Source organism: Rugamonas rivuli (assembly GCF_009380165.1).
Classification (GTDB): domain Bacteria; phylum Pseudomonadota; class Gammaproteobacteria; order Burkholderiales; family Burkholderiaceae_D; genus Rugamonas; species Rugamonas rivuli.
The window spans coordinates 415,072-428,349 of sequence record NZ_WHUF01000002.1; the positions used below are offsets into that span (position 1 = coordinate 415,072).

The 13,278-nt window shown below is 61.6% G+C and carries 13 protein-coding genes; all 13 read left to right on the top strand.

All coding sequences use genetic code 11. The annotated features are described in order from the left end of the window. Nucleotides 1-12: 12 nt before the first annotated feature. On the top strand, nucleotides 13-1,320 hold the full coding sequence (gene hisS, locus GEV01_RS07025; RefSeq protein ID WP_408014821.1) for a histidine--tRNA ligase: 1,308 nt from the start codon (nucleotides 13-15) through the stop codon (nucleotides 1,318-1,320). Between the two features lie 40 nt (nucleotides 1,321-1,360). Then, nucleotides 1,361-2,014 (top strand): YfgM family protein, encoded by a 654-nt coding sequence (locus tag GEV01_RS07030; protein ID WP_152802913.1) that lies wholly within the window; start codon nucleotides 1,361-1,363, stop codon nucleotides 2,012-2,014. A gap of 47 nt (nucleotides 2,015-2,061) precedes the next feature. Further along, entirely contained in the window at nucleotides 2,062-3,198 is a 1,137-nt protein-coding gene (gene bamB / locus GEV01_RS07035; RefSeq protein ID WP_152802915.1) for an outer membrane protein assembly factor BamB, read from the top strand. 4 nt (nucleotides 3,199-3,202) lie between these two features. Beyond that, a complete protein-coding gene (der, locus tag GEV01_RS07040) occupies nucleotides 3,203-4,549 on the top strand; it encodes a ribosome biogenesis GTPase Der (protein WP_152802917.1) in 1,347 nt (448 codons plus the stop codon). Between the two features lie 182 nt (nucleotides 4,550-4,731). Next, complete coding sequence (gene hfq, locus GEV01_RS07045) at nucleotides 4,732-4,968, top strand: RNA chaperone Hfq (RefSeq protein WP_008450615.1); 237 nt, start codon at nucleotides 4,732-4,734, stop codon at nucleotides 4,966-4,968. A gap of 42 nt (nucleotides 4,969-5,010) precedes the next feature. After that, on the top strand, nucleotides 5,011-6,195 hold the full coding sequence (hflX, locus tag GEV01_RS07050; RefSeq protein WP_008450613.1) for a GTPase HflX: 1,185 nt from the start codon (nucleotides 5,011-5,013) through the stop codon (nucleotides 6,193-6,195). 17 nt (nucleotides 6,196-6,212) lie between these two features. After that, on the top strand, nucleotides 6,213-7,514 hold the full coding sequence (hflK, locus tag GEV01_RS07055; RefSeq protein ID WP_235914271.1) for an FtsH protease activity modulator HflK: 1,302 nt from the start codon (nucleotides 6,213-6,215) through the stop codon (nucleotides 7,512-7,514). Next, nucleotides 7,514-8,425 (top strand): protease modulator HflC, encoded by a 912-nt coding sequence (gene hflC / locus GEV01_RS07060; RefSeq protein ID WP_152802921.1) that lies wholly within the window; start codon nucleotides 7,514-7,516, stop codon nucleotides 8,423-8,425. The genes hflK and hflC overlap by 1 nt, the downstream gene beginning before the upstream one ends. 152 nt (nucleotides 8,426-8,577) lie before the next feature. Then, nucleotides 8,578-9,738 (top strand): ATP phosphoribosyltransferase regulatory subunit, encoded by a 1,161-nt coding sequence (locus GEV01_RS07065; protein WP_008450606.1) that lies wholly within the window; start codon nucleotides 8,578-8,580, stop codon nucleotides 9,736-9,738. A gap of 4 nt (nucleotides 9,739-9,742) precedes the next feature. Continuing rightward, nucleotides 9,743-11,053, top strand: coding sequence for an adenylosuccinate synthase (locus GEV01_RS07070; protein ID WP_070268654.1), 1,311 nt, complete (start codon nucleotides 9,743-9,745; stop codon nucleotides 11,051-11,053). Between the two features lie 16 nt (nucleotides 11,054-11,069). Continuing rightward, nucleotides 11,070-11,615, top strand: a complete 546-nt coding sequence (locus tag GEV01_RS07075) for a phosphoribosyltransferase (RefSeq protein ID WP_008450601.1) — start codon at nucleotides 11,070-11,072, stop codon at nucleotides 11,613-11,615. Nucleotides 11,616-11,868: 253 nt separating this feature from the next. Beyond that, complete coding sequence (locus GEV01_RS31080; RefSeq protein WP_152802922.1) at nucleotides 11,869-12,522, top strand: choice-of-anchor E domain-containing protein; 654 nt, start codon at nucleotides 11,869-11,871, stop codon at nucleotides 12,520-12,522. 54 nt (nucleotides 12,523-12,576) lie between these two features. Continuing rightward, nucleotides 12,577-13,260, top strand: a complete 684-nt coding sequence (locus GEV01_RS07085) for a choice-of-anchor E domain-containing protein (protein WP_152802924.1) — start codon at nucleotides 12,577-12,579, stop codon at nucleotides 13,258-13,260. Nucleotides 13,261-13,278: the final 18 nt, after the last annotated feature.

Below are 13,278 nucleotides of genomic sequence, written 5' to 3' on the forward strand. Positions count from 1 at the left end.
GCCGTCAAAGGCATGAACGACATTCTGCCGACCGATTCGCATCTGTGGCAGCTGTTTGAAAATACCGCGCAATCGGTGGTGCAGAGCTATGGCTTCCAGCAGATCCGCACGCCTATCGTGGAAAACACCGCGCTGTTCGCGCGCGCCATCGGCGCCGTGACCGACATCGTGGAAAAGGAAATGTACTCGTTCGAAGACTCGATGAACGGCGACAAGCTGACCCTGCGTCCTGAAGGCACGGCCGGCACGGTGCGCGCGGTGATCGAGCATAACCTGGTCTACGAAGGCCCTAAACGCCTGTGGTACACCGGCCCGATGTTCCGCCACGAGCGTCCGCAGCGCGGCCGCTATCGCCAGTTCTACCAGTTCGGTTGCGAAGCCGTCGGCTTCAACGGTCCTGACGTCGACGCCGAAATGATCATGCTGTGCCGCCGCCTGTGGGATGACCTGGGCCTGGAAAACATCCGCCTCGAACTGAACTCGATCGGCGATGCCGAAGAGCGCGCGCGCCACCGCGTCGACCTGATCGCATATCTGGAAAAACACGAAGACCTGCTCGACGCCGAAGCCAAGCGCCGCCTGCACAGCAACCCGCTGCGCATCCTGGACACCAAGAATCCGGCGCTGCAGGAAATCGTCAACGCCGCGCCGAAGCTGCTGGACTACCTGGGCGAAGAATCGCTGGCCCACTTCAACGGCGTGCGCAAGATCCTCGACCACAACAACATTCCGTACGTGATCAATCCGCGCCTGGTGCGCGGCCTCGATTACTACAACCGCACCGTGTTCGAATGGGTGACGGACGCACTGGGCTCGCAAGGCACCGTGTGCGCCGGCGGCCGTTACGATCCGTTGATCGCTTCCTTCGGCGGCAAGCCGACGCCCGCCGTCGGTTTCGCCATGGGCATCGAGCGCCTGCTGGAACTGATGAAGGAAGCCGGCGAGCCGGTAGCGCCGGGCCAGTGCGACGTCTACCTGGTGCACCAGGGCGAAGCGGCGCAGCTGCAAGCCTTCGTGCTGGGCGAGCGCCTGCGCGACGCCGGCCTGGATGTGGTCATGCACGCTTCGACCGCCAACGGCCCTGGCAGCTTCAAGACCCAGATGAAAAAAGCCGATGGCAGCGGCGCCTCGTTCGCCGTCATCATCGGTGAAGACGAAGTGGCCAACCACACCGCCAGCGTCAAGGCGATGCGCGCGGAAGAGGGCGCGGCGCAGCAGTCGACGGTGCCGTTCGACGACGTCGTCGATTTCGTCGTCGACCAGATCACCGATAGCGGCGACCATCACCACCACGTGCACGACGAGCATTGCAATCACTAAGCTGTACTTTCAATAACCCATAACTAGCAGACGAACTGACATGGCATACGATCTCGAAGAACAAGAACAAATTGCGACCCTCAAAGCATGGTGGGACAAGTACGGCAATCTGACCTCGTGGGTACTGATCGCCGGCCTGGCCGCGTATTCGGGTTTCACCGGCTGGAACTACTACCAGCGCACCCAGTCCGCACAAGCGTCGGCGCTGTACGACGAGCTGCAAGCGGCCGTGGGCACCAAGGACAACGCCAAGGTGCTGCGCGCCGCCGCCGACATGGAAAGCAAATTCGGCAGCACCGCCTACGCCTCGATGAGCGCGCTGGTCGCGGCCAAGAGCAGCTTCGAAGCGAACGATCTGAAATCGGCCAAGGCCCAGCTGCAATGGGCTGCCGAGCATGGCGGCGACGAATTCAAGGCGGTGGCCAAGGTACGCCTGGCCGGCCTGCTGCTGGACGAGAAAGCCTACGATGAAGCGCTGAAAGTGCTGGCTGGTGAAGTGGCGCCGCAGTTCGCCGGCTCCGTGGCCGACCGCAAGGGCGACATCCTGGTCGCGCAGAACAAGCTGGTGGAAGCCCGCGCCGCCTACCAGGCCGCGCTGGACGCCACCGACAAGAAGAACCCTGGCCGTCAGCTGATCCAGCTGAAATTCGAAGCCATCGGCGGCTCCGTGCCTGCCGCCAAGGACGCAGCGTAATTCATCGGCGCCGGCCATCGCCGGCGCCTCCAGATCAAGGTTAAAAAATGCGTATTACCGAAAAAGTTATTGCTGCAAGCGTGTTTGCGATGTTGGCCGGTTGTTCCTTGTTCTCGTCCAAAGAAACCAAGAACCTGCCTGCGCCGCTGGTTGAACTGAAGGGCGGCGTCACGCCCAAGACGGTCTGGAAATACTCCTTGGGCAAGGCCGGCACCGCCGTCTTCACCCCGGCGCTGGTGGGCGACAGCCTGTACGTGGCCGACGCCGGCGGCGCGCTGGTGCGCCTGAACGCGGCCACAGGCAAGGAACAATGGCACGTCAAGACCGGTTCCGACCTCACGGCCGGCGTCGGCAGCGATGGCGACGTTACCGTGGTCGGTGGCGTCAAGGGTGTTATCCTTGCGTTCGACGCCAACGGCAAGCAGCTGTGGAAAGCCCAGGCCAGCAGCGAGGTGCTGTCCTCGCCGGTGGTGGGCGGCGGCGTGGTGGTAGTGCGCAGCGTCGACAACCAGATCACCGCGTATGAAGCCAAGACCGGCGTCAAACGCTGGAGCGTGGCCCGCACCACGCCGGCCCTGACCCTGCGCAACGCGCCGGGCATGGTCATCAACGGACCGAATGTGTATGTCGCCCAGCCTGGCGGCAAGCTGCTGGCGCTGGCCCTGGCCGGCGGCCTGACCCGCTTTGAAGTGGTGGTCGGCGAACCGCGCGGCGCCACCGAGCTGGAACGCGTGACCGATATCGCCGGCACGCCGGTGATCCTGGAAAAAGATGTGTGCGCCGTGTCGTACCAGGGCCGCGTGGCCTGCTACGACGCCATCACCGGCGCACCGCACTGGAGCAAGCCAGCTTCGTCCGACGTGGGCGTGGCGGTGGACCAGCGTTTTGTATTCGTCTCCGACGACAAAGGCGAAGTTGCAGCCTACAGCCGTGAAAACGGCAGCAACGCCTGGAAGAACGACAAGCTGGCTTACCGCCGCCTGTCGACGCCTGTGTCCTACGGCCGTGCCGTAGCCGTCGGCGACTACCAGGGTTACATCCATCTCCTGTCGCGGGAAGATGGCGCTTTGCTAGGTCGCGCCGCGACCGATGGCAGCCCGATTCAATCGGACCCTGTTATCGCCGGCACGAATTTGATTTTCCAAACCCAATCAGGGACAGTGACCGCTCTCGCGGTCGAGTAATAAAATGAAGCCGGTAATCGCACTAGTGGGTCGACCCAATGTAGGGAAATCGACCTTGTTTAATCGTCTGACCCGCTCGCGCGATGCGCTGGTGGCGGACTTGCCTGGGTTGACGCGAGATCGTCACTATGGCGAGGGCCGTGTCGGCGAACGTCCCTTCCTCGTCATTGACACGGGCGGCTTCGAGCCGGTCGCCAAGGAAGGCATCATGCATGAGATGGCCAAGCAGACCAAGCAGGCCGTGGCCGAAGCCGACATCGTCGTCTTCCTGGTCGACGGCCGCCAGGGCCTGACGCCGCATGACAAAACCATTACCGACTTCCTGCGTAAAAGCGGCCGTCCGGTCATGCTGGTCGTGAACAAGTCGGAAGGCATGCGCTACACCGCAGTCGTCGCCGACTTCTACGAACTGGGACTGGGCGAGCCTTACTCGATCTCGTCGGCACACGGCGACGGCGTTGCCGACCTGGTGGACGAGGCGCTCGACCTGGCCTTCGCCCAGCGTCCTGAAGACGCGGCCGAGCTGGAGAAGACCGACCACGGCATCAAGATCGCGCTGGTCGGCCGCCCGAACGTCGGCAAGTCCACGCTGATCAACACCCTGGTGGGCGAAGAGCGCGTGATCGCCTTCGACATGCCGGGCACCACCCGCGACTCGATCGAGATTCCGTTCGAGCGCGACGGCAAGCAGTACACGCTGATCGACACGGCCGGTATCCGCCGCCGCGGCAAGGTGTTCGAAGCGATCGAAAAATTCTCGGTCGTCAAAACGCTGCAATCGATCTCGGAAGCCAACGTGGTCGTGCTGATGCTCGATGCCCAACAGGACATCTCCGAGCAGGACGCCCACATCGCCGGCTTCGTGCTGGAGACCGGCCGCGCGCTGGTCATCGCCGTCAACAAGTGGGACGGCCTGCGCAGCGACGAGCGCGACGAGATCAAGATCGACATCGACCGCAAGCTGGACTTCCTCGGCTTCGCCAAGATGCACTTCATCTCGGCGCTGAAGGCGCAGGGCATCGGCCCGTTGATGAAGTCGCTGGACCAGGCTTATGCAGCCGCGTTCGCCGACCTGTCGACGCCCAAGCTGACCCGCGCGCTGATCGAAGCGGTGGAGAAGCAGGAGCCGCGCCGCAAGGGTTCGATCCGTCCGAAGCTGCGTTATGCGCACCAGGGCGGCATGAATCCTCCGGTGATCGTCATCCACGGCAATGCCCTGGACGCGGTCGGCGAGCCGTACAAGCGCTATCTGGAAAAGCATTTCCGCGATACGTTTAACCTGGTGGGTACGCCGCTGCGCATCGAACTGCGTACCGGTAAGAATCCATTCGCGAAAACTCCGTCGAAATAAGCGGTTTTTTTGCAGGTGCGCCCTGCAAAAAAGGCAAAAACAGGTTACAGTGGCTTAGAAGCACCATTCTCCCCGTGGCGAACGGTGTTTCAGCGAAAAATGTTTGACTTTCGCTGGGCCACGTACTTGAAATTAAGCGTTTCGCCTCCAATTCCAACACAACAACATAAAATGGAGCTGTTATGAGCAACAAAGGGCAACTGTTACAAGACCCATTCCTCAATGCCTTGCGCAAAGAGCATGTTCCTGTCTCGATCTACCTGGTCAACGGCATCAAGCTGCAAGGCCATATCGAATCGTTCGATCAGTACGTCGTACTGCTGCGTAACACCGTGACCCAGATGGTCTACAAGCACGCCATCTCCACCGTGGTACCGGCACGCGCCGTCAACCTCAACATTGAATCCGAAGCGGAATAAGCGCTTGCAACACCGCTTCTTCCCAATCTGCCTGACCGTCGTATGCGCGCAGCTCTAGTCGGTATCGATTTCGGTCAGGGCGACTTTGCCGCCAGCGTCGAGGAACTGCAACTGCTGGCCCGCTCAGCAGGTGCGGAACCGGTAACGACGATCACGGCCAAGCGCTCCTCTCCGGACGCAGCCTATTTCGTCGGCAGCGGCAAGGCCGATGAAATCGGTCTGGCCGTGCTGGATCACCGCATCGAAATCGTCATCTTCAATCACGCGCTGTCGCCGGCTCAACAGCGTAACCTGGAAAAGCGCCTGAACATTCGGGTGCTGGACCGCACCAGCCTGATTCTCGACATCTTCGCCCAGCGCGCCGCCTCCCACGAGGGCAAGCTGCAGGTGGAGTTGGCTCAGCTGCAGCATCTGGCCACGCGCCTGATACGCGGCTGGACTCACCTTGAGCGTCAAAAGGGCGGTATCGGTTTGCGCGGTCCCGGCGAAACCCAGCTGGAGACCGACCGCCGGCTGATCGGCGAGCGGGTCAAGGCCTTGCGCGCGCGTCTGGACAAGCTGCGCAAGCAGCATGAAACCCAGCGCCGTTCGCGCGGCCGCAGCCAGACCTTCTCGGTGTCGCTGGTCGGCTACACCAATGCCGGCAAGTCGACGCTGTTCAACGCCGTCACCAAGGCCGGCGTTTATGTAGCAGATCAATTGTTCGCCACGCTGGATACCACCTCGCGCCGTGTCTACATGGGGCAGGAAGTGGGCAATGTGGTGATCTCCGATACGGTCGGTTTCGTGCGCGAGCTGCCGCACCAGCTGGTGGCGGCGTTCCGCGCCACGCTGGAGGAGACCATCCATGCCGACCTGCTGCTGCACGTCGTCGACGCTTCGTCGCCGGTGCGCATGGAGCAGATCGAGCAGGTCAACCTGGTGCTCAAGGAAATCGGCGCCGATCATATCCCGCAGATACTGGTGTGGAACAAGATCGACGCCGCAGGCCTGGAGCCGTCGGTTGAGCGGGATGAATATGATAAGATTTCCCGCGTTTTCCTCAGCGCCCGCACCGGTCAAGGACTGGACCTTTTGCGCGGCGCCATCGTGGAATGGGCCAAGAACGCGCCGGGTGCCCGGCTCAATCAGGCCTACCACGTCGATGAAGAAGCAGACGAAGAACCAGCTGAACCCGAAGCGGAACCGGATAGCAGTCCCACCCTTACTCATGTCGGATCACACTAATGCGTGTCTCGTCACTTATGAAACGTCTCGGCTTGAAGCTGTCGCTGAACGATCCCCGCTGGGGCTCGGACCAGAAAGAAGGCAAGCCGCAAGCCAATGAAGGCAAGAAGCCCGGCGAAGGTCCACCGGATATGGAGCAGCTGTGGCGCGATTTCAATCAGCGCCTGAACAGCTTCTTCGGCCAGAAGAATCGTCCCGACGGTAATGGCGGTGGCAGCGGCGGCGGCAACGGCGGCCGTTCCGACCTGGCCGGCATGCGCGCCACCGCAGGCGCCATCGGCGCCGTGGTCGCGCTGATCTGGCTCGCCAGCGGCTCCTTCATCGTGCAGGAAGGGCAGGCCGGCGTGGTCTACACCTTCGGCAAAGTCAGTCACCTCGCCGGCTCCGGTTTCAACTGGCGCTGGCCGTATCCGTTCCAGAGCGACGAAACCGTCAAGGTCTCGCAAATGCGCATGGTGGAAATCGGCTACCGGGGCAACGTCAAGAACAAGCAGGCGCGCGAATCGCTGATGCTGACCGACGACGAGAACATCATCGACATCCAGTTCGCCGTTCAGTTCAAGCTGAAAGACCCGGTGGCCTGGCTGATGAACAACCGCGACGAGGAGGACACCGTACGCCAGGTGGCCGAGACTTCGATCCGCGAAATCGTCGGCAAGAACAAGATGGACTTCGTGCTGTACGAGGGCCGCGACAAGGTCGCCCTCGAAACCCAGCAGCTGATGCAGCAGATCCTCGACCGCTACGCTTCCGGCGTGCTGATTTCGAACGTCACCCTGCAAGCGGTGCAACCGCCGGAGCAGGTGCAGGGCGCCTTCGACGATGCAGTCAAAGCAGGGCAGGATCGCGAGCGCCAGAAGAACGAAGGCCAGGCCTACGCCAACGACGTGATTCCTAAAGCGCGCGGCGCCGCTTCGCGCTTGTTGCAGGAAGCCGAGGGCTATCGTTCGATGGTCACTGAAAACGCCACCGGTAACGCGGCGCGCTTCAAGCAGGTGCTGACCGAGTACCAGAAGGCTCCGGGCGTCACGCGCGACCGCATGTACCTGGAAACCATGCAGCAGATCTTCACCAGCGCAAGCAAGGTGATGGTCGATGCCAAGAGCGGCAGCAACCTGCTGTATCTGCCGCTGGACAAATTGATCGCCCAGGCTGCGGCCACCGACAGCGCTGCCGCAGCGGCTCGCGCCGCCGCGCAGGCAGCCGCCATGCCGCCATCGACCACCACGCTGCCGGCCGATGTGATGCCGCAGGTGGAAGTCAGTCGCCAGCGCGATTCACGCGCCCGCGATGCCTTACGTGAACGGGAGGGTCGTTAATGAACCGCATAGCCAGTACCCTCATAGCGGCCTTCGTCGCCTTCCTGCTGCTGTCGTCGACCATGTTCGTGGTCGACCAGCGCAAGTATGCGATCGTGTTCGCGCTGGGCCAGATCAAGGAAGTGATACGCGAGCCGGGGCTGCATTTCAAACTGCCGCCGCCGTTCCAGAATGTCGTGTATCTGGATAACCGCATCATGACCATCGAGACGCCGGACGCCGAGCGCTTCATCACGGCCGAGAAGATGAACATCCTGGTCGACAGCTTCGTCAAATGGCGCATCGGCCGCAACGAGAACCAGCCCAAGCTGTACTACGTGACTTTCGGCGGCGATGAGAATCGCGCCCGTGACCGTATGTCGCAGATCGTCAAGGCGGCGCTGAACGAGGAAATCACCAAGCGCACCGTCGGCGAAGTGATCTCCGGCCAGCGCGGCAAGGTGATGGAGGGCATCCGCGCCAAGGTGGTGGCGGAGTCGGCACAGATCGGCGTCGAGATCATCGACGTGCGCCTCAAGCGCGTGGAGTACGTTGAGCAGATCAACAACTCGGTGTATGAGCGCATGAAGGCGGAGCGTCTGCGCGTGGCCAACGAGCTGCGTTCGACCGGTTCGGCCGATTCGGAGAAGATCCGCGCCGATGCCGACCGTCAGCGCGCCGTGATCCTGGCGGAAGCCTATCGCGATGCGGAGCAGATGCGAGGCGAGGGCGATGCCAAGGCTTCGGCCATCTACGCTGAAGCATTTGGCAAGAACCCTGAGTTCTACAAGTTCTATCGCAGCCTGGAAGCCTACCGCGCAACCTTCAAGAATCACGGCGACGTGATGGTGATGGATTCGAGCTCGGACTTCTTCAAGTATTTCAAGGGCTCCGGCGCCGCCGGCCCGGCCCCGGCTCCTGCCAAAAAATAAGTTGTATAGCCATTTCCGCCTAGGCGGAAATGGCTGCTATCGTATCTTTTTCCCCTCCCGCAACGCATTTTCGCGTAAAATATCAGGTTCGGCCTTCCGCTTCACGGGCCACGGCGCGTGCGTCACATTGTTCATTTTTAAATTGCCTCCCCATGCCGAATTGGCTTTTGCCCGAGAATATCGCCGACGTTTTGCCGTCGGAAGCCCGCAAGATTGAAGAGTTGCGTCGCCTGATGCTGGATAATTTCCGTCTGTACGGATATGAACTGGTGATGCCTCCGCTGCTGGAGTACCTGGAGTCGCTGCTGACCGGCGCCGGCGAGGATACAGACCTGCGCACCTTCAAGCTGGTGGACCAGTTGTCTGGCCGTATGCTGGGCCTGCGCGCCGACATGACCATCCAGGTGGCGCGCATCGACGCCCACCTGCTGAACCGTGCCTCGGTCACCCGCCTGTGCTACGCCGGCAGCGTGCTGCACACCCGTCCGTCGGGCCTGCACTCGACTCGCGAGCCGTTGCAGATCGGCGCCGAGATTTACGGCCACGCCGGCCTGGAAGCCGACGCCGAGATCCAGGAACTGGCGCTGGCCTCGCTGGCCCTGGCCGGCTTCACCGAAGTGCGCCTGGACCTGACGCATGTGGGCGTGCTGCGCGCCATCATCGAAGGCGACGCTGCTGCGGCCAAGGACGAAGCCAGCCTGTACCTGCTGCTGCGCGCCAAAGACGTGCCGGGCCTGCAAGCCCTGACTGAAAAATACTCGCCGGTGGTGCGCGATGCGCTGCTGGCTCTGCCGAATCTGTACGGCGATGTCGAAGTGCTGAAGCGGGCGCGCGAAGTGCTGCCCGATCTGCCGGGCATCGCCAAGGCGCTGGCCGAACTGGCGGCGTTGGCGGCCTCGGCCATCAACCGCGCCGAAGTGGCGATCGACCTGGCCGACCTGCGCGGCTATCAGTACGAAAGCGGCGCGATGTTTGCGCTGTACGTGCCGGGCCTGCCGAACGCCGTGGCGCGCGGCGGCCGTTACGATCACGTAGGCGAGGCCTTCGGCCGGGCGCGTCCCGCCACCGGCTTCTCGCTCGACCTGCGCGAACTGGCGCGACTGTTGCCGACCGCGGAGCGCAAGCATTCGATCCGCGCGCCGTGGGGCAATGCGCCGGAATTGAAGGAAAAAATCGCCGAACTGCGCAAGTCCGGCGAAGTCGTGATCCAAAGTTTGCCGGGTCACAGCAACGAACTGGACGAGTTCGAGTGCGACCGCGCTCTGGTTCTCGACGATAATGGTAGCAACTGGATTCTTAAAAACTTAGGTTAGTGTGATGTCAAAGAAAAACGCAAAAAACGTCGTCGTCATCGGTACCCAATGGGGCGATGAAGGTAAAGGCAAGATCGTCGACTGGTTGACCGATCATGCACAAGGTGTGGTCCGCTTCCAGGGCGGCCACAACGCTGGCCATACGCTGGTCATCGGCGGCGTCAAGACCGCGCTGCAACTGATCCCGTCGGGCATCATGCGCCCGGGCGTGGCCTGCTACATCGGTAACGGTGTGGTGGTGTCGGTGCCGGACGTGCTGCGCGAAATCGACAAGCTGGAAAAAGTCGGTGTCGAAGTCGCGTCGCGCCTGAAGGTGTCGGACGCAGCGCCTGTGATCCTGCCTTACCACTCGGCACTGGACCTGGCCCGTGAAGCCAAGCGTGGCGAAGCTAAGATCGGCACCACCGGCAAGGGCATCGGCCCAGCCTACGAAGACAAGGTCGCGCGCCGCGCGATCCGCGTCGCCGACCTGCTGAACGAAAAGCGCTTCGCAGAAAAACTGGCCGAGAACCTGGACTACCACAACTTCGTGCTGGAACACTATCTGAAGGCGCCTAAGGTCGACTATCAGAAGACGCTGGAAGACGCGCTGGCCTACGTGCCGCGCCTGCGTCCGATGGTGACCGACGTGTCGAGCGCGCTGTACGCAGCGCACAAGGCCGGCGCCAACCTGCTGTTCGAAGGCGCGCAAGGCTCGCTGCTGGACGTGGACCACGGCACCTATCCATTCGTCACCTCGTCGAACTGCGTGGCCGGCAATGCCGCCGCCGGTGCCGGCGTCGGTCCGAACATGCTGCACTACATCATGGGCATCACCAAGGCCTACACCACCCGCGTCGGCTCCGGCCCGTTCCCTTCGGAACTGCCTACCGATGCAGGCGTTGGCCATCACCTGGCGCAAGTGGGCCACGAATTCGGCACCGTGACGGGCCGCGCCCGCCGCTGCGGCTGGTTCGACGCGGCGCTGCTGCGCCGCTCGGTGCAGATCAACGGCGTGACGGGCATGTGCCTGACCAAGCTGGACGTCCTGGACGGCCTGGAAACGCTGAAGCTGTGCACCGGCTACACCATCGACGGCGTGGCCGTGGACATCTTCCCGTCCGGCGCTGAAGAAGCCGCCCGTTGCGTGCCGGTGTACGAAGAAATGCCGGGTTGGACCGACAGCACCGTGGGCGCCAAGTCGCTGGCGGCACTGCCGGCCACGGCCCGCGCTTACATCAAACGTATCGAAGAGTTGGTCGGCGTGCCGGTTGACATGGTTTCGACCGGCCCGGATCGCGAAGAAACGATCGTGCTGCGTCATCCATTCGAGTAATAAAAGGATTTTGCAAATGACGACCCCACAAACGAACGAAAAACACCTCTGGGTCTCCTGGGATGAATACCACCGCCTGATCGAGCGCCTCGCGCTCAAGGTGCACGAGTCGGGCTGGAAGTTCGACCAGGTGCTGTGCCTGGCGCGCGGCGGCGTGCGTCCTGGCGACGTGTTCTCGCGCATCTTCGACGTGCCGCTGGCGATCCTGTCGACCAGCTCGTACCGCGAAGAAGCGGGCACCGTGCGCGGCGACCTGGACATCGCCAAATACATGACGATGACCAAGGGCCCGCTGAGCGGCCGCATCCTGCTGGTCGACGACCTGGCCGATTCGGGTGTCACGCTGGTCAAGGTGATGAAGCACTTGAAGGACAACTTCGAAGGCGTCACCGAAGTGCGTTCGGCCGTGATCTGGACCAAGGGCAGCTCGGTGTTCAAGCCGGACTACCAGATGGAAGAACTGCCACACAACCCGTGGATCCACCAGCCGTTCGAAGACTACGACGGCATCCGGCCGCACCAGCTGGCGGCATGGATCAAGAAGGGCGAGAGCGCAAACTAAGCTGTTTTGTTGCTCTGCAGAAAGCGGCCGATGGCCGCTTTTTTTACATGTGGTTACTTGACGACAAATAAATACTTTAGGGCAATAATAGTTGCAAATATATCCTGTTAGATGTGGAAAAAGAAATGCAAATAGGATATTTTGTGTTAAGATTGCTTTAAGGTTTGGCGGAAACAGATTTTTTGCCACGCCACGAAGTCTAGCTGGGCAAAAATATTTCCCCTGTGAAAAAATAATCTGAATTGGAATATCAATGAATTTGAACAAAATCGCGCAAGCTCTCTTCGTAGCAGGTTGCTTCGTTTCCGCAGCTGCATCGGCTGCCACCCAAACCTTCACCAGCAATGTCATCGCCAGCACCCAGACCGATCTGACCGCCGTGCTGAACTTCGCACAGTTCAACGCATCGCTGGGCACGCTGACTTCCGTTAAATTCGATCTGTTCGCCGACGTGGCCGGCAAAGTCGACCTGACCAACTACAACGACGACGCGATTACCGTTCCTGTCAGCCTGAGCGTGGACGTGTGGCTGAACCGTCCGGACAACAGCACCCTGGTCCTGTTCTCGGCGCCTCTGCTGAGCCAGAACGCCACCATCGACGGCAACGGCACCCTCAACCTGAACAACGCTTACTCGCTGTCGAACAGCGCCAGCTTCAATGGCGCCAGCGATCTGGCCCTGTTCACCGGCAACGGCAATGTTGCCACGCTGTTCGCGGCCAAGGCTTTCACCCAAGCCAACGGCGACGGCGTTGAAGCGGACTTCATGACCACCGTCGGCGGCTACGGCAAGGTAACTTACACCTACACCACCGCTCCAGTCCCTGAGCCAGAAACCTACGGCATGCTGCTGGCCGGCCTTGCTCTGGTAGGCGTCGCCGCCAAGCGCAAAGCGCGCAAGGCCTGAGCTGCACCAACTCGATACGCCCGCCGAAAAAACGGACATTAACACGGATAGAACATGAAAAAACTGACTCAAACTCTCGTCGCTATCGCGGCCCTGAGCGGTGCGGCCGCTGCCCAGGCTGCTACCCACACCGTTACCGTCAATTCCAACGTCATCGCCAACGCCAAGATCGGCAACGGCGTGCTGGACCTGACCAAATTCAACACCACGCTCGGCACCCTGCAATCGGTGAAGGTAGAGCTGTTCAGCTCGTTCACGCCGACGCTGAAAGTGGAAAATCTGAGCACCAGCTCGGGTTCGACGATCACCGCGACCGCCAGCGAAAAACTGGTACTGAGCGCTGCGACCGGCAACCTGGTCGTGCTGCAAGGTTCGGTCTCGAAGAGCTTCGTCGAAGCGTCGTTTGACGGTTCCGCCAACTACGCCGGCCTGTCGGGCGCGACCTATGCTCCTGGCGCCACGCTGTTCAGCAATTCGGCACTGTTCTCGGACGCCGCCACGCTGTCGCTGTTCTCCGGCACCGGCGCGGTACACGCCAACCTGGCTGGCACCGCCAGCTCGGAATTCAACGGCACTTCGGGCAACACCAAGTCGCTGAGCGTTACGTCGTTCAACGGCTACGCCAACGTGACCTACACCTACGTCACCACGCCAGTACCAGAACCAGAAACCTACGCCATGCTGCTGGCTGGCCTGGGTCTGATGGGTGTGGTAGCACGCCGCCGCAAATCGGCTTAAGTCGAATCTGGTGGTACA